The sequence below is a fragment of the Streptomyces sp. NPDC007929 genome (assembly GCF_042959065.1).
GTDB lineage: Bacteria > Actinomycetota > Actinomycetes > Streptomycetales > Streptomycetaceae > Streptomyces.
Map to the genome: position 1 here is coordinate 165,488 of NZ_JBIBKD010000011.1, position 20,629 is coordinate 186,116.

A 20,629-nucleotide genomic window follows, 5' to 3' on the forward strand; every position below is an offset into this window, starting at 1 on the left:
ATTCCCGGGCGCTCTCGGCCTGTCATCCGCGGTCTGCGGTCAGGTCTTCTTCCCCGACCCGGCCTCGTCCTTGGCGGCGTCGGCCCCGGTCTTACCGGCGGCCTCCGTCTCGGCCTCGGCCTTGTCCGCGCTCTTGCCCGTGGCCTTGTCGTCCGTGGCCTTGTCGTCCGCGACCTCGTCGTCCTCGGCGGCGCGCTCGGACTTCTGGGCGTCGGCGGCGCCGTCACCGGAGGCCTCGGCACCCGGCTCCACGACTTCCTCGCGCCCGGGCCGCTTCCTGGACGACACCACCAGGTAGGTCACCGCGAGCAGGAACACCAGGATCGCGGTCCAGACGTTCAGCCGGAGCCCGAGGACGTGGTGGGCGTCGTCGACGCGCATGTACTCGATCCACGCCCGGCCCGTGCAGTACGCGGCGACGTACAGCGCGAACGCCCGGCCGTGTCCGAGGCGGAAGCGGCGGTCCGCCCAGATGACGAGGAGCGCCACCCCGATGCACCACAGCGACTCGTAGAGGAACGTCGGGTGGTAGGTGCCCGGCACCCGCCCGTCCGACGAGGAGGTGATCTCCAGGGCCCACGGCAGATCGGTGGGCTTGCCGTACAGCTCCTGGTTGAACCAGTTGCCCCAGCGGCCGATGGCCTGCGCGAAGGCGATGCCCGGGGCGACGGCGTCGGCGTAGGCGGGCATCGGGATGCCGCGGCGGCGGCAGCCGATCCACGCGCCCAGCGCGCCCAGCGCGATCGCGCCCCAGATGCCGAGGCCGCCCTCCCAGATCTTGAAGGCGTCCACCCAGTCACGGCCCTCGCTGAAGTACAGCTCGTAGTCCGTGATCACGTGGTAGAGGCGGCCGCCGACGAGACCGAAGGGCACGGCCCAGACGGCGATGTCGGCCACCGCGCCGGCCCGCCCGCCCCGGGCGATCCAGCGCTTGTTGCCGAGCCAGACCGCGATGAAGACGCCGATGATGATGCAGAACGCGTAGCCGCGCAGCGGAATGGGGCCGAGGTACAGCACCCCGCGTGACGGGCTGGGAATGAAGGCAAGTTCCATGGCAAGGTCGACGCTACCGTGCCGCACCGGGCCCGCGGCGGGCAGCCCGGCTACGGGTCCATAACGGGGGCGTGAGAAGACCCTTACTCCTTGTTCGCCTCCTGGACCATCTGCTTCAGCTTGGCCGGGGTCATCGTCCGGTCCTGGTAGATGTTCTTGCCGTCGAACAGCACGGTCGGCGTGCCCGAGAAGCCGCCCTTGTTGAAGGCCTGATGGGACTTGGCGACCCAGCCGTTGTGCGTGCCCTTCTCGACGCAGGTGCGGAAGGCGGGGGTGTCCAGGCCGTCGACCTTGCCGGCCAGCTCGATCAGCTTGGCGTTGTCCGCGTAGGCGTCGTCGACCTCCGGGGGCTGGTTGTCGAAGAGCACGTCGTGGTACGCGGGGAACTTTCCGGCGTCCTGGGCGCAGGCCGCGGCGTTGGCCGCGTTGCGGGAGCCGGTGCCGCGCATGTTGCCGTCGATGAGGGTGACCAGGTGGTACTCCACCTTCAGCTCACCGGCCTCCGTCAGCTCCTGGATCACCGGCCGGTACGCCGTCTCGAAGGACTTGCAGGCCGGGCAGCGGAAGTCCTCCCACACCGTGAGCGTGGACTTGGCGCTGTCCTTGCCGACCGGGATGGCCAGGCTGTCCTTGCCCTGGGCCCCCGAGGGCGCCACGACCGGGCCCGAGGCCTCGCTGTCGTCGTCCTTGCCGGCGTTGGCCGCGACGACGCCGATCACCGCCGCGAGTCCCAGGACGGCGACGACGGCACCGCCCACGATCAGCGCACGCCGGCGCTTGTCCGCGGACTTCTGCTTCTCGCGCTCGGCCGCCAGCTTCTCCCGGGCGGTGCGCTTTCCCTCACGGTTCTTCTCGCTCACACCCCGGAAACGAACCGGGGAGGCGCAGCGCGCCTCCCCGGCCCCAGGTCCACCCGTACGAGGGACCTGTATGACTTCCGGCGTGGTTACGCCTGTCCGCGCACGCCCTGGGCGAGGTCAGCGGCGAGTGCGCGCACGGCCTCGACACCGGCGGCGTCGTCCGGGGCGTCCAGCATGGCCTTGACGAAGGCCGAGCCGACGATCACACCGTCGGCGAAGCCCGCGACCTCGGCCGCCTGGGCGGGGGTGGAGACACCGAGCCCGACGCAGACCGGCAGGTCCGTCCCCGTGGCCCGGGTGCGTTCCACCAGGTCCTGGGCCTGGTTGCTGACGCTGGCGCGGGTGCCGGTGACGCCCATGAGGGAGGCGGCGTAGACGAAGCCGCTGCCCGCCGCGGTGATCTGCGCGAGCCGCTGGTCCTTGCTGCTGGGGGCGACGACGAAGACGGTGGCGAGACCGTGCTTGTCCGCGTGCTCCCTCCACAGCGCCGACTCCTGCACGGGCAGGTCGGGCAGGATGCACCCGGCGCCGCCCGCCTCGGCGAGCTCGGCGGTGAACCGCTCGACGCCGTAGCGGTCGATGGGGTTCCAGTACGTCATGACGAGGATCGGCTTGCCGGTGGCGGCGTGCGTCTCGCGGACCGTGCGCATCACGTCGGCGATCTTCACTCCGCCGCGCAGGGCGATGTCGTCGGCGGTCTGGATGACCGGGCCGTCGAGGACGGGGTCGCTGTGCGGCAGGCCCACCTCGACGACGTCGGCGCCGCCGTCGATGACGGCCTTGATGGCCTCGATGCCGCCGTCCACGGTCGGGAACCCGGCCGGGAGGTAGGCGATGAGGGCGGAGCGGCCCTCGGACTTCGCCGCGGCGAGGGTGTCGCTCAACAGCCTGATGTTGCCGTTCACTTGGCGTCCCCCTCGATCTCGGCGGTGCCGGAGGCGTCCTCGGCGACCTCGGCGTCGGTGTCGTACAGGCCGAAGTAGCGCGCGGCGGTGTCCATGTCCTTGTCGCCGCGGCCGGACAGGTTGACCACGATCAGCCCGTCCTTGCCGAGTTCCCTGCCGACCTCCAGGGCGCCGGCCAGCGCGTGGGCGCTCTCGATGGCCGGGATGATGCCCTCGGTGCGCGACAGCAGGCGCAGGGCCTGCATCGCGGCGTCGTCGGTGACCGCGCGGTACTCGCCGCGGCCGGAGTCCTTCAGGTAGGAGTGCTCCGGGCCGATGCCCGGGTAGTCCAGACCGGCCGAGATGGAGTACGGCTCGGTGATCTGGCCCTCGTCGTCCTGGAGGACGTAGGAGCGGGAGCCGTGCAGGATGCCGGGCTCGCCGGCGGTCAGGGTGGCCGCGTGCTCGCCGGTCTCGACGCCGTGCCCGGCCGGTTCGCAGCCGATGAGGCGGACGTCGGTGTCGGGGATGAAGGCGTGGAAGAGGCCGATGGCGTTGGAGCCGCCGCCGACGCAGGCGACGGCCGCGTCGGGCAGGCGCCCGGCGCGCTCCAGGAGCTGGCGGCGGGTCTCGACGCCGATGACCCGGTGGAAGTCGCGGACCATGGCCGGGAAGGGGTGCGGGCCTGCGACGGTGCCGAAGAGGTAGTGGGTGTGGTCGACGTTGGCGACCCAGTCGCGGAAGGCCTCGTTGATGGCGTCCTTCAGCGTGCGGCTGCCGGACTTCACGGCGATGACCTCGGCGCCGAGCATGCGCATCCGGGCCACGTTGAGGGCCTGGCGCTGTGTGTCGATCTCGCCCATGTAGATGGTGCAGTCGAGGCCGAACAGCGCGCAGGCCGTGGCGGTCGCGACGCCGTGCTGGCCGGCGCCCGTCTCGGCGATGACCCGGGTCTTGCCCATGCGCTGGGTGAGCAGGGCCTGGCCGAGGACGTTGTTGATCTTGTGGGAGCCGGTGTGGTTGAGGTCTTCCCGCTTCAGGAAGACGCGGGCGCCTCCCGCTTCCGCGGCGAACCGGGGAACTTCGGTGAGGGACGACGGGCGGCCGGTGTAGTTGACCAGGAGGTCGTCGAGTTCCCTGGCGAACTCGGGGTCGTGCTTGGCCTTGTCGTACTCGACGGCGACCTCGTCGACGGCGGCGACGAGGGCCTCGGGGATGAACTTGCCGCCGAAGGCCCCGAAGTAGCCTTCGGGGTTGGGCGTTTGACCCTCGGGGTCGGGGATGAAGAACTGGCTGGGCATGCGGATACCTTCACGGTGAGTTGTGTGTGGAATGCACTAGTCGCCGTGGGGGCAAGGGTTGTCAGTCGGCTGCGGGACCGCTGTGGCCGTTCGCGCAGTTCCCCGCGCCCCCAAAAGCAGGGCGTCGCTGCCATCGCATGCCGTTGACCTGCCCGGGCTCGTCACCGATGACGTACCTCACGCGGCGGCCGTGGACGCGGCGCGCGGGCGCACGGCAGCCTCGGGGGCGGCAGCCGCGCGCGAGGCGGGCGTACCGGTCCACGGTCGTCAGGGTGGGAGTCATCGGGGCAAGCCTAGCGGGTGATCAGCTCCGGCCGTGCCGGAGTGCGGGGTGCTCGCCGGCCGCCACCAGGTCCGAGACCGCCGTCCTCGGGTCCTTGCCGGTGACCAGGGACTCGCCGACCAGCACCGCGTCGGCGCCGGCGTTGGCGTACGCGATGAGGTCGTGCGGGCCGCGGACGCCGGACTCTGCGATCTTGATGATGTGGTCGGGGATCTCCGGCGCCACCCGCTCGAAGGTGCCGCGATCGACCTCGAGGGTCTTGAGGTTGCGCGCGTTGACGCCGATCACGCGGGCGCCGGCGTCGACCGCGCGCTCCACCTCGTCCTCGTCGTGCACCTCGACCAGCGGGGTGAGCCCGATCGACTCCGCGCGCTCGATGAGGGACTCCAGGGCCGGCTGGTCGAGGGCGGCGACGATCAGCAGCACGACGTCGGCGCCGTAGGCGCGCGCCTCCCACAGCTGGTACGAGGTGACGATGAAGTCCTTGCGGAGGACCGGGATGTCCACTCGGGCCCGAACCGCCTCCAGGTCGGCGAGCGAGCCGCCGAAGCGGCGCTCCTCGGTGAGGACGGAGATGACGGCCGCGCCGCCCGCCTCGTAGTCCGCGGCGAGTCCGGCCGGGTCGGCGATCGCGGCCAGCGCGCCCTTGGAGGGGCTGGAGCGCTTGACCTCGCAGATGACCTTGACACCGTCGCCGCGCAGCGCTGCCGCGCCGTCCTTGGCCGCGGGAGCCTTCGCCGCGCGCTCCTTGAGCTCGTCGAGGCTGACGCGCGCCTGCCGCTCCGCGAGGTCGGCACGGACTCCGTCGATGATCTCGTCGAGCACACTCACGCGAGCGGCCCCCTTCCAGACGCTTGACAGTTCCAGCGACCGATCGAAAAACCGATGGTCACTGCGATGGTATCCGCAGCGGGGCGTAGGCCTCACATCCGGTTGACACCTGATCCCACTACCTGGACATCCGCCTGTTGATCAAGGATGGAGCCAGCCACCGAAGGGCAGGTTCCGGACAACGCTGAAGACCAGCAGCAACGCTCCGATGCTCCCCACCAGCCCCGGGCGCGGGTCGATCCGCCAGGGGAGCCCGCGGACCGCGTGGACCACCCATACGGTCCACAGCGCGGCGAAGGCCAGATAGCCGAGGGTCGCGAGGGCGTTGGCGTGCAGCGCCGCGAGGAGGTCCCCGTGGACGAAGGCGTGCGCGCTGCGCAGTCCGCCGCAGCCGGGGCAGTAGAGGCCGGTGAAGCGCAGCAGCGGGCAGACGGGGTAGTGGCCGGGCTCGTTGGGGTCCACGGCGCCCACGTAGGCGAAGGCGGCGGCGACGGCCGCGAGCACCCCGGCGGGGGCGGCCAGGCGGCTCGGGACGCGCTGCGTCACCCTTCGGCTCTCGGCGTTCACGGTATGCATTGTGCCCCGCACGCGCGTGAGGGGCGGTTCCGGCACCCGTGTGCCGTAGCCACCCCTCACGTGAGGACGTGCTCTCCGCGGGCCGAGCCCGCGGGGGTCAGCTCCCGGCGCCGGCCGGTGCGCGGTCGCCCGTGGTCTGGTGCGGCTCGTGCGCTTCCTTCGGCTGGCCGAGGCCCATCATCCGCATGATGCCGCCGACGACACCGCCGAGCAGCACGACCACCATGCCCGCCCAGAAGCCCACCGGCTGGTCCAGCACCATGAACGCGCCCGAGACGCAGAAACCGATGAAGGCGATCGTGACACCGGTCCAGGCGGCCGGGGTGTGACCGTGGCTGCTGCCCGCCATTGCTTGCTCCTCGTTGCTGTGTGCGTGTCTGAGCAGGACGCTCCGGGCCATTGTCCCGCACGCGCACCCGCGGGGTGAGCGGGGGTGCTCCCGCGCTCCCCCAGGTGGGCTCAGGCCCCGGTGCCCGCTCCCCCCGGGGTGGGCTCAGGCCCCGGTGCCCGCTCCCCCCGGGGTGGGGTCAGGCCCCGGTCGGGTCCTCGCCGCGGTCGAGTGCCTTCCACAGGTCCTCGGGCCGGTCGGGGTCGACGGCGGGGGCCTTGCGGCGCGGCTGGGGCGTCGTACCGCGCTCGTAGCGGCCGGACATGGCGGGCCACAGCCGGCCGTAGCGCAGGGCCAGCAGTCCGGCCAGGAGGATCAGGACGCCGCCGACGACCGCGACGTACGGCCAGGCGGTGTGGCTGAGGGCGTCGACGGAGGCCGAGGCGTCGCCGGAGGCCTGGGCGGCCTGCTCGTCGAGCGCGGCGCTGTCGGAGGCGCCGAGCAGGGCCGCGGCGACGATGCCGACGCCGGACAGCGCGAGCAGCGCGGAGACGACGAAGCGGCCGGCGCGGCGGACGGCGAACACGGCGACGAGCGCGGCGAGGCCCACTATGGCGAGCGCCGCGGGAACACCCGTGACGTCGCTGCCCTTGGCGGTCAGGGGGAAGGCGCCACCGGCCACCGTCGCGGTGCCCTGCGACCATTGCTGGCGGGTGGCCAGCAGCGCCACGGCGGCGCCGAGGGCGCCGCTGAGCAGCGCCACGGCGAGGCTCAGGCGGCCGGCCCGGGCGGATCCGGGGGCTTCGGAACGGGGGTGCGGTACAGCAGTCACGTACCCCACTATCGCCTGAACCCCGGGCGAACCGTCACCCGGGGTTCATCTCAGGCCTTTCCCAGCCGGTTCGCCGTGTGCACGGCACGCAGGACCGCGGCCGCCTTGTTGCGGCACTCGGTGTCCTCGGCGACCGGGTCGGAGTCGGCGACGATGCCCGCCCCGGCCTGCACATAGGCGGTGCCGTCGCGCAGCAGGGCGGTGCGGATGGCGATGGCGGTGTCGGAGTCGCCGGCGAAGTCGAGGTAGCCGACGCAGCCGCCGTAGAGGCCGCGGCGAGAGGGTTCGAGTTCGTCGATGATCTGCATGGCGCGGGGCTTCGGGGCGCCGGAGAGGGTGCCGGCCGGGAAGCAGGCGGTGAGGACGTCGAAGGCGGTGCGCCCCTCGGCCACCCGGCCCGTCACCGTCGACACGATGTGCATGACGTGCGAGTACCGCTCGACGGACATGAAGTCCACCACCTCGACCGAGCCCGGCTCGCAGACCCGCCCCAGGTCGTTGCGGCCGAGGTCGACGAGCATGAGGTGCTCGGCGCGCTCCTTGGGGTCGGCGAGCAGTTCCTCCGCGAGGGCCTGGTCCTCCTGCGGGGTGGCGCCGCGCCAGCGGGTTCCGGCGATGGGGTGGACCATGGCCCGGCCGTCCTCGACCTTGACCAGGGCCTCCGGGGACGAGCCGACGACGTCGAACCCGTCGAAGCGGAACAGGTACATGTACGGGGACGGGTTGGTGGCCCGCAGGACCCGGTAGACGTCCAGCGCGCTCGCCGTGCACGGCGTCTCGAAGCGCTGGGAGGGGACCACCTGGAAGGCCTCGCCTGCGCGGATGCGCTCCTTGATGTCCTCGACGGCCACCTGGAAGTCGGGGCCGCCCCACAGCGCGGTGTACTCGGGGAGTTCGGAGGGCGGCAGGACGGCCGGGGGCTGGGCGACCGGGCGGGAGAGGTCGGCCTCCATGGCGTCGAGGCGGGCGACGGCGTCGGCGTGGGCCTCGTCGACGCCGGTCTCCAGGTCGTTGTGGTTGATCGCGTTGGCGATCAGCAGGACCGAGCCCTCCCAGTGGTCCATGACGGCCAGGTCGCTGGTGAGGAGCATGGTCAGCTCGGGCAGCTTCAGGTCGTCGCGCTCGCCGGGGCCGATCTTCTCCAGGCGGCGGACGATGTCGTAGCCGAGGTAGCCGACCATGCCGCCGGTGAAGGGCGGCATGCCCTCCTGGTGGGGTGTGTGCAGGGCCTCGATGGTGGCGCGCAGAGCGGCGAGCGGGTCGCCGTCGGTGGGGACGCCGACGGGCGGGGCGCCGAGCCAGTGCGCCTGCCCGTCGCGCGCGGTCAGCGTGGCGGCGGAGCGCACGCCGACGAAGGAGTACCGGGACCAGGAGCGGCCGTTCTCCGCGGATTCCAGCAGGAAGGTGCCGGGGCGTTCGGCGGCGAGCTTGCGGTAGAGCGCGACCGGGGTGTCGCCGTCGGCGAGGAGCTTGCGGGTGACGGGGATGACCCGCCGGTCGGTGGCGAGCTTGCGGAAGGTCTCGAGGTCCATGGCCGCTGACCTTACTGATCCGTGGCGGAGGGGGCGGGAGCGCCGTCCTTGAGGAGCACGTCCTCGTCGAAGCAGGTGCGCGCGCCGGTGTGGCAGGCGGCGCCGACCTGGTCGACCTTGACGAGGACGGTGTCGGCGTCGCAGTCGAGCGCGACGGACTTCACCCACTGGAAGTGGCCGGAGGTGTCGCCCTTGACCCAGTACTCCCGGCGGCTGCGCGACCAGTAGGTGCACCGGCCGGTGGTCAGGGTGCGGTGCAGCGCCTCGTCGTCCATCCAGCCGAGCATCAGCACCTCTCCGGTGTCGTACTGCTGGGCGATGGCGGGCAGGAGTCCGTCGGGGCTGCGCTTGAGGCGCGCGGCGATCGACGGGTCGAGGCGGCTGGGCGTGCTGGTCATGGTGACCATTGTGCCGCGCGCCACTGACAGGGCAGGTGGAGTGTCCACTGGGCGGACCCGCGCCCCGGTCGTAGGCTGGGCCGCATGTCGACCCATGCCAAGCGTGAACGGCTTCTCCTCGCCGATCTGTTGGAGACCGCGGGCCCGGACGCGCCCACTCTGTGCGAGGGCTGGACGACCCGGGACCTCGCCGCGCACGTGGTGGTGCGCGAGCGCCGCCCGGACGCCGCCGGCGGGATACTGATCAAGCAGCTCGCGCCGCGCCTGGAGAAGGTGATGGCGGAGTACACGGACAAGCCGTACGAGGAGCTGATCCAGCTGATCCGTACGGGCCCGCCGCGCTTCTCGCCGTTCTCCCTCAAGCCGGTTGACGAGGCGTCGAACATCATCGAGTTCTACGTCCACACCGAGGACGTCCGGCGCGCCCAGTCCGACTGGTCGCCGCGCGATCTCGACCCGGTCTTCCAGGACGCCCTGTGGTCCCGTCTGGAGCGCGGCGCCCGGCTGATGGGCCGCGGTGTCCCGACGGGCCTGGTGCTGCGCCGGCCCGACGGGCAGACGGCGGTGGCGCACCGCGGCACCCCGGTGGTCACGGTGACCGGCGAGCCGTCCGAGCTGGTCCTGTTCACCTACGGCCGGCAGAGCGCGGCCAAGGTCGAACTGGACGGCGACGAGAACGCGATCGCGAAGCTCCACGAGTCCAAGCAGCTCGGGATCTGAGGAAGGCCCGCGCGGGAAGGCGGGGTCACCGCACCGGGTGACCCGCCCCCCGCAGCGTCTCCTTGACCTCGCCGATGCGCAGGTCGCCGAAGTGGAAGACGGAGGCGGCCAGGACCGCGTCCGCTCCGGCCTCGACGGCCGGGGGGAAGTCGGCGAGCCGGCCGGCGCCGCCCGAGGCGATGACCGGGACCGTGACGTGCCCCCGTACGGCCCGGATCATCTCCAGGTCGTAGCCGTCCTTGGTGCCGTCGGCGTCCATCGAGTTGAGGAGGATCTCACCGGCGCCCAGTTCGGCGGCCCGGTGGGCCCACTCGACGGCGTCGATGCCGGTGCCCTTGCGGCCGCCGTGGGTGGTGACCTCGAAGGAGCCCGACCCGGTGCGGCGGGCGTCGACCGACAGGACCAGGACCTGGCGGCCGAAACGCTCGGCGATCTCGCGGATCAGGTCGGGCCGGGCGATGGCGGCGGTGTTCACGCCGACCTTGTCGGCACCGGCGCGCAGCAGCTTGTCCACGTCCTCGGCGGTGCGGACGCCGCCGCCGACCGTGAGCGGGATGAACACCTGCTCGGCCGTGCGGCGCACCACGTCGTAGGTGGTCTCGCGGTTGCCCGACGAGGCCGTGATGTCCAGGAACGTCAGCTCGTCGGCGCCCTCGGCGTCGTACACCTTGGCCATCTCGACGGGGTCGCCCGCGTCGCGCAGGTTCTGGAAGTTGACGCCCTTGACGACCCGGCCGTCGTCCACGTCCAGGCAGGGGATGACTCGGACCGCCAGGGTCATGGATCGCGCTCCTCTAGTGTTCCGCTGAAGGGGTCCCTCTGAATGCTTCCACTTCCACCGACACCAGGACCCGGGAGTCGATGAAGCCCTGCACGACCAGCAGTGTGGTGGCCGGGCGCACGCCGTCGAACATCTCCTTGTGGGCCCGGCCCACCGCGTCGACGTCCCGGGCGTGTGCCAGGTACACCCGGGTGCGGATCACGGACTCGGGCGTGAGCCCGAACTCGGCGATCGCCTCCAGGGCGCTGGTGAAGGCCACCTTGGCCTGCTCGTAGGGGTCGCCCTCGCCGTAGAGCACGTCGCCCTTGAAGGCGGTCGTGCCCGCGACCAGCACCCGGTCGCCCGCCGCTACGGCCCGTGCAAAACCGAAGGACTCTTCCCAGGGACTTCCGCTCTGCACACGCCGCACGGTCATGACGACACAGCCTCCAAGGCCTCTTCCAGGGTGAACGCCTTCGCGTACAGCGCCTTCCCGACGATGGCGCCCTCGACACCGAGCGGGACGAGCTCGGCGATGGCGCGCAGGTCGTCGAGCGAGGAGACCCCGCCGGAGGCCACGACCGGGCGGTCGGTGGCCGCGCACACGTTGCGCAGCAGCTCCAGGTTGGGGCCCTGGAGCGTGCCGTCCTTGGCGATGTCGGTGACGACGTACCGCGCGCAGCCCTCCTTGTCGAGGCGCGCCAGCGTCTCGTAGAGGTCGCCGCCGTCGCGGGTCCAGCCGCGTCCGCGCAGGGTGGTGCCGCGGACGTCGAGGCCGACGGCGATCTGGTCGCCGTGCTCGGCGATGACCTTGGCGACCCACTCCGGGGTCTCCAGGGCGGCGGTGCCCAGGTTGACGCGCTTGCAGCCGGTGGCGAGGGCAGCGGCGAGGGTCTCGTCGTCGCGGATGCCGCCGGACAGCTCGACCTTGATGTCCATGGCCTGGGCGACCTCGGCGATCAGCTCGCGGTTGTTCCCGGTGCCGAACGCGGCGTCGAGGTCGACCAGGTGCAGCCATTCGGCGCCGGAGCGCTGCCAGGCGAGGGCGGCCTCCAGGGGGGAGCCGTAGGAGGTCTCCGAGCCGGACTCGCCGTGCACCAGACGGACGGCCTGGCCGTCCCGGACGTCGACGGCGGGGAGGAGTTCGAGCTTGCTCACAGGGTTCCGATCCAGTTGGTGAGGAGCTGGGCTCCGGCGTCGCCGGACTTCTCGGGGTGGAACTGCGTGGCCCACAGGGCGTTGTTCTCGACGGCGGCGACGAACGGCTTGCCGTGGGTGGACCAGGTGACCTTGGGGGCCGTCATCGCCGGGTTGTGCGTCTGAAGCGACCAGTCGTGGACGGCGTAGGAGTGCACGAAGTAGAAGCGGGCGTCCGCGTCGAGACCGGCGAACAGCTGCGAGCCGGGGGCCGCGTCGACGGTGTTCCAGCCCATGTGGGGCACGACCTCGGCCTGGAGCGGCTCGACGGAGCCGGGCCACTCGTCGAGGCCCTCGCTCTCCACGCCGTGCTCGATGCCGCGCGCGAAGAGGATCTGCATGCCGACGCAGATGCCCATGACCGGGCGGCCGCCGGACAGCCGGCGGTCGACGATCCAGTCGCCGCGGGCCTCGCGCAGGCCCGTCATGCAGGAGGCGAAGGCGCCGACGCCGGGGACCAGCAGGCCGTCGGCGTTCAGGGCCTTGTCGTAGTCACGGGTGATCTCGACGTCGGCACCCGCGCGCGCGAGGGCGCGTTCGGCGGAACGGACGTTGCCGAAGCCGTAGTCGAAGACCACGACCTTCTTCAGGGGGCCGCTCAATTCCACACCTCCAGCCTCACCACACCGGCCGCCAGGCACATCGCGGCGCCGATCGACAGCAGCACGATGAGGCCCTTGGGCATCTTCTGCTTGACGAAGGAGTAGATCCCGCCGACGAGGAAGAGACCGACGACGATCAGCAGGGTCGAGGTGCCGTTCACAGGGCGCCCTTCGTGGACGGGAGGATGCCGGCCGCGCGCGAGTCACGCTCGGACGCGTAGCGCAGGGCCCGGGCGAGCGCCTTGAACTGGCACTCCACGATGTGGTGCGCGTTGCGCCCGTAGGGCACGTGCACGTGCAGCGCGATCTGTGCCTGGGCCACGAAGGACTCCAGGATGTGCCGGGTCATGGTGGTGTCGTACTCGCCGATCATCGGCGCCATCTTCTCGGGCTCGGTGTGCACGAGGTAGGGGCGGCCGGACAGGTCGACGGTGACCTGGGCGAGGGACTCGTCCAGCGGGACCGTGCAGTTGCCGAAGCGGTAGATGCCCACCTTGTCGCCGAGGGCTTGCTTGAAGGCGGCGCCGAGGGCGAGGGCGGTGTCCTCGATGGTGTGGTGCGAGTCGATGTGCAGATCGCCCTCGGTCTTCACGGTCAGGTCGAACAGACCGTGCCGGCCGAGCTGGTCGAGCATGTGGTCGTAGAAGCCGACGCCGGTCTTGATGTCGGTCTTCCCGGTGCCGTCGAGGTCGATCTCGACGAGGACCGAGGTCTCCTTGGTCACCCGCTCTATGCGTCCTACGCGGTTCATGCGCTCTGCTCCTTCTTCAACTCACGGACCGCGTCGAGGAACGCGTCGTTCTCTTCGGGGGTGCCGGCGGTGACCCGCAGCCAGCCGGGCACGCCGTTGTCCCGGACCAGGACGCCCCGGTCGAGGATCTGCCGCCAGGTCGTGTGGGAGTCCTCGAACCGGCCGAACTGCACGAAGTTCGCGTCCGACGCGGTCACCTCGTAGCCGATCGCGAGCAGTTCGGTGACCAGGCGGTCCCGTTCGGTCTTGAGCTGCTCGACGTAGCCCAGCAGCGTGGTGGTGTGCTCCAGGGCGGCCAGGGCGGTCGCCTGGGTGACGGCCGACAGGTGGTAGGGCAGCCGGACCAGCTGGACGGCGTCGACGACGGCCGGGTGCGCGGCGAGGTAGCCCAGGCGCAGACCCGCCGCGCCGAACGCCTTCGACATGGTGCGGGAGACGACGAGGTTCGGGCGGCCTTCCAGCAGTGGCAGCAGCGAGGCGCCGTGGCTGAACTCGATGTACGCCTCGTCGACGATCACCATCGACGGCTTCGCCGCCTGCGCGGCCTCGTACAGCGCGAGGACCGTCTCGGGCGGGACGGCGGTGCCGGTGGGGTTGTTGGGGGTGGTGACGAAGACGACGTCCGGCTGGTTCTCGGCGATGGCCTTCTCGGCGGCGGCGAGGTCGATGGTGAAGTCCTCGCCCCGCGGCCCGGAGATCCAGCCGGTGCCGGTGCCGCGCGCGATGAGGCCGTGCATCGAGTACGACGGCTCGAAGCCGATGGCGGTGCGGCCCGGTCCGCCGAAGGTCTGCAGCAGCTGCTGGATGACCTCGTTGGAGCCGTTGGCCGCCCAGACATTGGCGAGGCCGACCTCGTGGCCGGAGGTGTCGGTGAGGTACTCCGCCAGCCGGGTGCGCAGCTCGACCGCGTCCCGGTCCGGGTAGCGGTTGAGGTTCCGGGCGGCTTCCCGGACCCGCTCGGCGATGCGCTCGACCAGCGGCTCGGGCAGCGGGTAGGGGTTCTCGTTGGTGTTCAGCCGTACGGGGACGTCCAGCTGGGGCGCGCCGTAGGGGGACTTGCCGCGCAGCTCGTGCCGTACGGGGAGATCGTCGATGCGTACGTCGTTCACTTGCCCTGGGGAACCTTCCAGTCGAACCTCGCCTTGATCGCCGCGCCGTGGGCCGGCAGGTCCTCGGCCTCGGCCAGCGTGACCACGTGGTGCGCGACGTCGGCCAGTGCCTGGCGCGTGTAGTCGACGATGTGGATGCCGCGCAGGAAGGACTGGACGGACAGGCCCGAGGAGTGGCAGGCGCAGCCGCCGGTGGGCAGGACGTGGTTGGACCCGGCCGCGTAGTCGCCCAGCGAGACCGGCGCCCAGGGGCCGATGAAGATCGCGCCGGCGTTGCGGACGCGGTCGGCCACGGCGGCGGCGTCGGCCGTCTGGATCTCCAGGTGCTCGGCGCCGTACGCGTCGACCACCTTGAGGCCCTCGTCGATGCCGTCGACCAGGACGATCGCGGACTGCCGGCCGGACAGGGCCGGGACGATCCGGTCCTCGACGTGCCGGGTGGCGGCGATCTGCGGCTCCAGTTCCTTCTCGACCGCGTCGGCGAGCTCGACGGAGTCGGTGACCAGGACGGCGGCGGCCAGCGGGTCGTGCTCGGCCTGGCTGATCAGGTCGGAGGCGACGTGCACCGGGTCGGCGGTGTCGTCCGCGAGGACCGCGATCTCGGTCGGGCCGGCCTCGGCGTCGATGCCGATCCGGCCGGTGAAGTAGCGCTTGGCGGCGGCGACCCAGATGTTGCCGGGGCCGGTGACCATGTTCGCGGGCGCGCAGGACTCGGTGCCGTAGGCGAACATCGCGACGGCGGTGGCCCCGCCGGCCGCGTAGACCTCGTCGACGCCGAGCAGCGCGCAGGCGGCGAGGATGGTCGGGTGCGGCAGGCCGCCGAAGTCGGCCTGGGCCGGTGAGGCGAGCGCGACGGACCCGACGCCCGCTTCCTGGGCGGGCACCACGTTCATGATCACGGAGGAGGGGTACACGGACCGGCCCCCGGGCGCGTAGAGCCCCACGCGGTCGACCGGCACCCACTTCTCGGTCACGGTGCCGCCGGGCACGACCTGGGTGGTGTGCGTCGTGCGACGCTGCGCGCGGTGGACCGTCCGGGCGCGGCTGATGGACTCCTCCAGGGCGGCGCGCACGGCCGGGTCGAGCTCCTCCAGCGCGCGGGTGAGCGCCGCGGCCGGGACCCGGACCTGATCCAGCCTGACCCCGTCGAACCGCTCGGCGAAGTCGATCAGCGCCGCGTCGCCCCGATGATGCACGTCCTCGCAGATCGGCCGCACCTTCTCGAGGGCGGCCGCTACGTCGAAGTCGGCTCGGGGCAGCAGGTCGCGCAGGGCGGGTCCCTCGACGAGGGCGTCGCCGCGCAGATCGATTCGGGCCAGAAGGGAATTTCGCAGCACGTGGTCAATTCTCTCAGACCGGGGTGAGGCGTCGTTCGCGCGTATCAATGGCTGATACAGAACGCCGCGTGACGCCGGAAGATCACCTTCACGTGGTGTGTTCGGGGGGTCACACAACGGGCATGAACTGGTGTACGAGGCAAGTGACCCGTGAGTACCTGGGGAGGAAGGAACAAGCTGTGACCGAGGGGGCCGGCGTCCGTGCCGGGGATCTGCCCGACGACCTGACCGCGACCGAGGCCGGTATGTGGCAGGCCTTCCGCAACGGCACCGTGTACGACCTGAGCTGCGGCGACGCCGTGGCCGACGATCCGCACGGCGGCCACCCCTGGGGCGTGGAGCGTTCCGTCCGGGCCCGGATCGTGTGCTGGCTGCTCCTCGACGGGCCGCCCGCCCTGGCCGGCCGCGTGTCGTCCCTGAAGCTGATCGGGGTGCAGGTCAGCGGCTCCCTGGACCTCGCGGGCGGCACCGTGGTGCCGTACGTCGAGATGCGCCGGTGCCGGTTCGAGCAGGACGTGCTGCTGCCGGAGGCCCGTTTCACCACCCTGCGCATGGTGGACTGCTCGGTGCCCCGGCTGGAGGCGGCCCGGGTGCACACCGAGGGCGATCTGCATCTGCCACGCTGCCGCTTCCACCACGGCATCCGGCTCACGGACGCGCAGATCGGCACGGACCTGATGCTCAACCAGGCGATCGCGCACCGGGATCACAGCGGACGGTCGATCGCGGCGGACGGTCTGACCGTGGGCCAGGACCTCCAGGCGGAGCTGCTGGAGTCGCACGGCGAGCTGAGCCTGCGCGCCGCGACCATCGGCGTGTCGCTGAGCCTGCGCGGCGCGCGGCTGAGCAATCCCTTCGAGCGGCTCGCGCTGAACGCCCCGCAGCTGACCGTCGAGCGCAGCCTGTACCTGACACCGGCGGGGGTCGGCGCCCAGGCGATGAGCGGGATGACCCCGGCGCAGGGGACACGCATCCAGCGCTTCGCGTGCGAGGGCGGGATCCGGCTGGACGACGGCCGGTTCGGCGACGCCGTCGACTTCGAGCGGGCCCGGTTCACCCTCACGGAGGACCAGGAGCTGTCGCTGCGCCGGGTGCAGACGCCGGAGCTGCGGTTCCTCGGGGAGCAGCCGGTGCGCGGGCGGGTGGTGCTGTCCGGGGCGAAGGTCGTCAACCTGATGGACCGGGCGGACGCCTGGCCGGGCCCGGGACGGCTGCACATGGGCGGCTTCGCCTATGAGTTCCTGGTGCCGCGCGGTCCGTTCCCGCTGGCCGAGCGGCTGGACTGGGTGGCGGCGGCGACCGCCGAGTACAACCCGGAGCCGTACGAGCGCCTCGCCTCCGTGCTGCGGGCCGGCGGGGAGGACGAGGACGCCCGTGAGGTGCTGCTGGCCAAGCAGCGCCGGCACCGCGAGAGCCTGCCGATGGCGGCCAAACTGTGGGGCTACGCGCAGGACTGGACGGTCGCCTACGGGTACCGGCCGGGCCGGGCCGCGGTGTGGATGGCGGTGCTGTGGGCGGCGGGCTCACTCGCCTTCGCGCAGGCCGGGCATCCGCCGATGAAGCGGGGCGAGCACCCGGAGTGGAGCCCGGCGCTGTTCACCCTCGACCTGCTCCTGCCCGTCATCGACCTGGGCCAGGTGGGGTTCTGGCAGCTGCGGGGAGGCTGGCAGTGGCTGGCGACGGTGATGATCCTGCTCGGCTGGATCCTGGCCACGACGGTGGCGGCGGGCGCGACCCGGTTGCTGCGCCGCAACTGATGGTGCCGATGTGACCACAGTTGTCGAACTGTCACGGTTTTACGCTCTCTTGACCATCGGATGTACAACTTTCCGTAGGTTCCATGAACAGTCTGGCGCCGTGATGACCAGCCGACTTTCAATGGTCGGCACCATGGCAATGCAGCTCCCGTTCATCCGCGCGAGCCGGATGGCAAGGACCTCCCCCCACCTCGCCGGCGAGCCGTACGCCGACGACGAGGTGCTGCTCGACGCGCCCGACGCCCGGCTGAGCCCGGCGCTGGTCGCCGCCGCCCGGGGCGAACACCTCCCGGCCGCATCGCTGCTCCTGGCCACCCGCCTGGCCTCGGAGTGGGAGCGCCGCGACCGGTACGTGACCCGGCTGGCCGCCTTCGCCCGCTCCCGGCCCGAGTGGCTGGACGCCTGGCTCGCCACCGCCCCGCAGGACCCCGACGCGCTGCTGGTCGGGGCCCAGCTGGCGGTGGACCGCGCCTGGCAGTCACCGGCCCGGGCCGAGCTGCTGCGCGAGGTGAGCCCGCTGATCACGGCGGCGGCCCGGGGCGACCAGCGGGACCCGGTGCCGTGGCGGCTCGCGCTCGACCACGCCCGGGGCGCCCAGGCCGGGCACACGTACTTCGAGGAGCTGTGGGCGGCGGCCGTGCGCCGCGCCCCGCACCACTTCGGCTGCCACACGGCGGCCCTGCGCTATCTGGCCTCCTCCTGGCACGGCTCGCACCGCGAGTGCTTCGACTTCGCCGACCGGGCCGCCCAGGACGCTCCGCCCGGCTCGCTCGTCCAGGCCCTGCCGCTGCGGGCCGCCTTCGGCTACCTCACCGACGGCTGCGGGCCCGAGGTACCGCGCGAGCGGCTGGACGCGGCCGCCGACCGGGCGATCGCGCTGTCCCCGCGGCTGCCGGTGCACGACCCCTGGCCGGCCCGGATGCGTAACCTGCTGATCTTCGTCCTGGTGCGTCTGGAGCGCTGGCCGGACGCCGTCGAGCAGCTGCGCCTGAACGGGCCGTACGCCACGTCGTTCCCCTGGGACCGGGTGTCGGACGACCCGCTCGGGCACTTCCTGCGGGTGCGCGCGGACGTGCGCGCCGCGATGGCCGGGGACGCGTCCTGGCATCCACGGAGTGAACGGGGCGGACGAGTCCGTCTCGGCGACCATTAGGCTTTTGCGTCGTGACCACCGTCCGGCTCCCCCTCTTCCCCCTGAACTCGGTGCTGTTCCCGGGGCTCGTGCTCCCGCTCAACGTCTTCGAGGAGCGGTACCGCGCCATGATGCGCGAGCTGCTGAAGACGCCCGAGGACGAGCCGCGCCGGTTCGCCGTCGTGGCGATCCGCGACGGCCACGAGGTGGCCTCCACCGCACCCGGCATGCCCGACCCCACCGCCGTGCCCGAGCGGGGGCCCGCGGCCGGGTTCGGCACGGACCCGGTCAAGGCGTTCCACAAGGTCGGCTGCATCGCCGACGCGGCGACGATCCGGGAGCGCGCCGACGGCTCCTTCGAGGTCCTGGCGACCGGCACGACCCGGGTGAAGCTGCTGTCCGTCGAGGCGTCCGGGCCGTTTCTGACGGCCGAGCTGGAGCCTCTGGACGAGGAGCCGGGTGACGAGGCCGCGCCGTTGGCCGAGGGCGTGCTGCGGTCCTTCCGGCAGTATCAGAAGCGGCTGGCCGGGGCGCGGGAGCGGTCTCTCGCGACGGGGGCCGAACTGCCGGACGAGCCGGGCGTGGTGTCGTACCTCGTGGCGGCCGCGATGATGTTGGACACCCCGACCAAGCAGCGCCTGCTCCAGGCTCCCGACACGGCGTCCCGCCTGCGCGACGAGCTGAAACTCCTTCGCTCCGAGACGGCGATCATCCGTAGTCTGCCGTCGTTGCCCGCGTCGGAGCTGACGCGCGGCCCGATGAGCCTCAACTGAGCGGATCGGCATGGCGAAGAAGTCGAAGAAGCAGCAACAGCCCGGCGGCACCCCGGCCACGGTCGCCCTGACCGCGGCGGGCACGACGTACACGGTCCACTCCTACGACCACGACCCCGCGCACCCCTCCTACGGCGAGGAGGCGGCCGAGGCCATGGGTGTCTCCCCCGACCGCGTCTTCAAGACCCTGGTCGCGGACGTCGACGGCACCCTGACGGTCGCGGTGGTCCCGGTGGCGGGCCAACTGGATCTGAAGGCCCTGGCGGCGGCCGTCGGCGGCAAGCGCGCGGCGATGGCGGACCCGGCCCTCGCGGAACGCACGACGGGCTATGTACGGGGCGGCATCTCCCCGTTGGGTCAGCGCAAGAAACTCCCGACGGTCCTGGACGCCTCGGCCTCGGCCCACCCGACCATCTGCGTCTCGGCGGGCCGCAGGGGCCTGGAAGTGGAAGTCACCCCGGAGGACCTGGCCAAGCTGACGAACGCGACCCTGGCTCCGGTCGCACGCGCCTAGGGGGTGTCTGACACATGCCCGCGGCGTCGCGCGCTCATTTGTCAGACACCCCCTAGCCCGAGACGGCGGGCCCCCGCACCGCCAGGCCGGCACCGGGAGGGGACGGTCGGCTGTGCTCCCGCACCCGCCTCGGCAGGCGGTGCCCTGCACGGCACGTGGACCCGCCCCCGCCACACCGAACCGCGGGTGTGCCCCCGCCCTGCCGACCTTGAGCGGCCCGTGACACGTCCGCCACCCGCCCCGGCCGCACCACCACACCTGCGAGGCAGGCGCCGCCTCATACGCCGCCGGGCGCAGCCACCACCCACCACCCGGGCCGCGGGCCCACACCCGCCCCCGGGCGCACCGCCCGCGCCTACGCCGCAGGCGGCGCCTGGTAAGGCCCCTGGGGGAACTCCGGTTCCGGGTCGCGGGGGCCGAACAGGGCCATCAGGCCGAGGTGGAGGACCAGCGCGGCGAGGGGCCAGGCCAGCAGCGCGCCCTTCGCGCCCAGCTTCAGCGGCGCGTCGAAGGTCACGCCCCGCCCGACCTCGCGCGCGTGCGCGATCACGTCCTCGGCGGGGCCGAGCCACACACCGACCCGCCAGGCGAGCAGCGACCCGAGCAGCCCTCCGAGGGCCAGTCCCACCACCAGCGGCACGCCCCCGCGCCGCCGCAGCAGGAAGACGATCAGGGCACTGACGGCACCGAAGCCGAGCCCGAGCAGCGTGAACGTGCCGTCGACCCCGATGGCCTGCTCCCCCTCGGTGTCCTTGAGGAAGACGACCCAGTTCTTCTCCACCACGTCGCCGACCAGCGGCACGTGCGGCGCGAGCCACCACCACAGCACTCCGAGCAGCACCCCGCCGAGCGCCACGGCCACCGCGATCACGGCGGCCTCCCGCAGTTCCGTCCTCATTCCGGGGCCGTCCTGTCCGTACCAGCCGTGCCCGGCGTACTCGGCGTGCTGGGAGCCGGGCGCCTGAGGCCCGGCGGCCGGCGGCTGCTGCCACGCACCCGGAGCGGAGTGTTCATGCGGGGGCGGTGGCGGAGTCAGTGGTGCGGTCACCCTGCCATCGTGCCAGCCCCGCCTGTGCGCCGCGTCACCGGAGGACCGCTC

At 72.2% G+C, this 20,629-nt stretch carries 25 protein-coding genes; 5 read left to right on the forward strand and 20 right to left on the reverse strand.

The genetic code is table 11. The annotated features are described in order from the left end of the window. Positions 1-39: 39 nt before the first annotated feature. The 11 genes from lgt to hisI form a co-directional block, all read right to left on the reverse strand. Entirely contained in the window at positions 40-1,053 is a 1,014-nt protein-coding gene (lgt, locus tag ACFZDE_RS32230; RefSeq protein ID WP_391205989.1) for a prolipoprotein diacylglyceryl transferase, read from the reverse strand. 83 nt (positions 1,054-1,136) lie between these two features. Next, on the reverse strand, positions 1,137-1,913 hold the full coding sequence (locus tag ACFZDE_RS32235; RefSeq protein WP_391205992.1) for a thioredoxin domain-containing protein: 777 nt from the start codon (positions 1,911-1,913) through the stop codon (positions 1,137-1,139). Between the two features lie 86 nt (positions 1,914-1,999). Further along, positions 2,000-2,818, reverse strand: a complete 819-nt coding sequence (gene trpA, locus ACFZDE_RS32240) for a tryptophan synthase subunit alpha (protein ID WP_391205995.1) — start codon at positions 2,816-2,818, stop codon at positions 2,000-2,002. Next, on the reverse strand, positions 2,815-4,098 hold the full coding sequence (gene trpB, locus ACFZDE_RS32245) for a tryptophan synthase subunit beta (protein ID WP_391205998.1): 1,284 nt from the start codon (positions 4,096-4,098) through the stop codon (positions 2,815-2,817). The genes trpA and trpB overlap by 4 nt, the downstream gene beginning before the upstream one ends. 61 nt (positions 4,099-4,159) lie before the next feature. Then, positions 4,160-4,381: a tryptophan biosynthesis modulator TrpM gene (gene trpM, locus ACFZDE_RS32250; RefSeq protein ID WP_391002140.1), complete on the reverse strand. Its 222-nt coding sequence runs from the start codon at positions 4,379-4,381 to the stop codon at positions 4,160-4,162. Positions 4,382-4,402: 21 nt separating this feature from the next. After that, positions 4,403-5,212: an indole-3-glycerol phosphate synthase TrpC gene (gene trpC, locus ACFZDE_RS32255; RefSeq protein WP_030848367.1), complete on the reverse strand. Its 810-nt coding sequence runs from the start codon at positions 5,210-5,212 to the stop codon at positions 4,403-4,405. A gap of 141 nt (positions 5,213-5,353) precedes the next feature. Beyond that, on the reverse strand, positions 5,354-5,788 hold the full coding sequence (locus tag ACFZDE_RS32260; protein ID WP_391206001.1) for a DUF2752 domain-containing protein: 435 nt from the start codon (positions 5,786-5,788) through the stop codon (positions 5,354-5,356). A 97-nt stretch (positions 5,789-5,885) separates the two neighbouring features. Beyond that, positions 5,886-6,137: an HGxxPAAW family protein gene (locus tag ACFZDE_RS32265; RefSeq protein ID WP_391002137.1), complete on the reverse strand. Its 252-nt coding sequence runs from the start codon at positions 6,135-6,137 to the stop codon at positions 5,886-5,888. Positions 6,138-6,315: 178 nt separating this feature from the next. Next, on the reverse strand, positions 6,316-6,957 hold the full coding sequence (locus tag ACFZDE_RS32270) for a TIGR02234 family membrane protein (RefSeq protein WP_391206004.1): 642 nt from the start codon (positions 6,955-6,957) through the stop codon (positions 6,316-6,318). 41 nt (positions 6,958-6,998) lie between these two features. Next, on the reverse strand, positions 6,999-8,480 hold the full coding sequence (locus tag ACFZDE_RS32275) for an anthranilate synthase component I (protein WP_391002133.1): 1,482 nt from the start codon (positions 8,478-8,480) through the stop codon (positions 6,999-7,001). Between the two features lie 11 nt (positions 8,481-8,491). After that, complete coding sequence (hisI, locus tag ACFZDE_RS32280; RefSeq protein ID WP_391206007.1) at positions 8,492-8,878, reverse strand: phosphoribosyl-AMP cyclohydrolase; 387 nt, start codon at positions 8,876-8,878, stop codon at positions 8,492-8,494. Between the two features lie 84 nt (positions 8,879-8,962). Here hisI and ACFZDE_RS32285 point away from each other — a divergent pair, with 84 nt between their 5' ends. Next, positions 8,963-9,598, forward strand: a complete 636-nt coding sequence (locus tag ACFZDE_RS32285) for a TIGR03085 family metal-binding protein (protein WP_391206010.1) — start codon at positions 8,963-8,965, stop codon at positions 9,596-9,598. A 25-nt stretch (positions 9,599-9,623) separates the two neighbouring features. Here ACFZDE_RS32285 and hisF read toward each other — a convergent pair whose 3' ends face one another. Genes hisF through hisD form a run of 8 tightly spaced genes read right to left on the reverse strand, consistent with a single transcriptional unit; the run spans position 9,624 to position 15,351 of the window. Next, the gene (gene hisF / locus ACFZDE_RS32290; RefSeq protein ID WP_391206013.1) at positions 9,624-10,379 is read right to left on the reverse strand and encodes an imidazole glycerol phosphate synthase subunit HisF; all 756 of its coding nucleotides are present in this window, start codon (positions 10,377-10,379) and stop codon (positions 9,624-9,626) included. Between the two features lie 13 nt (positions 10,380-10,392). Continuing rightward, on the reverse strand, positions 10,393-10,794 hold the full coding sequence (locus ACFZDE_RS32295; protein ID WP_391002125.1) for a Rid family hydrolase: 402 nt from the start codon (positions 10,792-10,794) through the stop codon (positions 10,393-10,395). After that, entirely contained in the window at positions 10,791-11,516 is a 726-nt protein-coding gene (priA, locus tag ACFZDE_RS32300; RefSeq protein ID WP_391002123.1) for a bifunctional 1-(5-phosphoribosyl)-5-((5-phosphoribosylamino)methylideneamino)imidazole-4-carboxamide isomerase/phosphoribosylanthranilate isomerase PriA, read from the reverse strand. Before priA ends, ACFZDE_RS32295 begins: the two co-directional genes overlap by 4 nt. Further along, complete coding sequence (gene hisH, locus ACFZDE_RS32305) at positions 11,513-12,157, reverse strand: imidazole glycerol phosphate synthase subunit HisH (RefSeq protein WP_391206016.1); 645 nt, start codon at positions 12,155-12,157, stop codon at positions 11,513-11,515. The genes priA and hisH overlap by 4 nt, the downstream gene beginning before the upstream one ends. Continuing rightward, positions 12,154-12,318 carry a hypothetical protein gene (locus ACFZDE_RS32310; protein ID WP_003989585.1) on the reverse strand — a complete coding sequence of 55 codons (165 nt, stop codon included), beginning with the start codon at positions 12,316-12,318 and terminating at the stop codon, positions 12,154-12,156. The genes hisH and ACFZDE_RS32310 overlap by 4 nt, the downstream gene beginning before the upstream one ends. Continuing rightward, positions 12,315-12,908, reverse strand: coding sequence for an imidazoleglycerol-phosphate dehydratase HisB (hisB, locus tag ACFZDE_RS32315; protein ID WP_391002118.1), 594 nt, complete (start codon positions 12,906-12,908; stop codon positions 12,315-12,317). Before hisB ends, ACFZDE_RS32310 begins: the two co-directional genes overlap by 4 nt. Further along, on the reverse strand, positions 12,905-14,017 hold the full coding sequence (locus tag ACFZDE_RS32320; protein ID WP_391002116.1) for a histidinol-phosphate transaminase: 1,113 nt from the start codon (positions 14,015-14,017) through the stop codon (positions 12,905-12,907). Before ACFZDE_RS32320 ends, hisB begins: the two co-directional genes overlap by 4 nt. Next, positions 14,014-15,351 (reverse strand): histidinol dehydrogenase, encoded by a 1,338-nt coding sequence (gene hisD / locus ACFZDE_RS32325; protein ID WP_391206181.1) that lies wholly within the window; start codon positions 15,349-15,351, stop codon positions 14,014-14,016. Before hisD ends, ACFZDE_RS32320 begins: the two co-directional genes overlap by 4 nt. A 182-nt stretch (positions 15,352-15,533) precedes the next feature. Between hisD and ACFZDE_RS32330 the strand changes: the two genes are divergently transcribed. From ACFZDE_RS32330 to ybaK, 4 genes are all read left to right on the forward strand, one after another. Continuing rightward, the gene (locus tag ACFZDE_RS32330; protein ID WP_391206018.1) at positions 15,534-17,111 is read left to right on the forward strand and encodes an oxidoreductase; all 1,578 of its coding nucleotides are present in this window, start codon (positions 15,534-15,536) and stop codon (positions 17,109-17,111) included. A 121-nt stretch (positions 17,112-17,232) separates the two neighbouring features. Then, positions 17,233-18,264 (forward strand): hypothetical protein, encoded by a 1,032-nt coding sequence (locus tag ACFZDE_RS32335; protein WP_391206185.1) that lies wholly within the window; start codon positions 17,233-17,235, stop codon positions 18,262-18,264. Positions 18,265-18,275: 11 nt separating this feature from the next. Continuing rightward, on the forward strand, positions 18,276-19,016 hold the full coding sequence (locus ACFZDE_RS32340) for an LON peptidase substrate-binding domain-containing protein (RefSeq protein ID WP_391206021.1): 741 nt from the start codon (positions 18,276-18,278) through the stop codon (positions 19,014-19,016). Positions 19,017-19,026: 10 nt separating this feature from the next. Beyond that, positions 19,027-19,530 carry a Cys-tRNA(Pro) deacylase gene (gene ybaK, locus ACFZDE_RS32345; RefSeq protein WP_391206024.1) on the forward strand — a complete coding sequence of 168 codons (504 nt, stop codon included), beginning with the start codon at positions 19,027-19,029 and terminating at the stop codon, positions 19,528-19,530. A gap of 355 nt (positions 19,531-19,885) precedes the next feature. Here the strand turns inward: ybaK and ACFZDE_RS32350 are convergent, their stop codons facing one another. Continuing rightward, the gene (locus ACFZDE_RS32350; protein ID WP_391206027.1) at positions 19,886-20,578 is read right to left on the reverse strand and encodes an AAA family ATPase; all 693 of its coding nucleotides are present in this window, start codon (positions 20,576-20,578) and stop codon (positions 19,886-19,888) included. Positions 20,579-20,629: the final 51 nt, after the last annotated feature.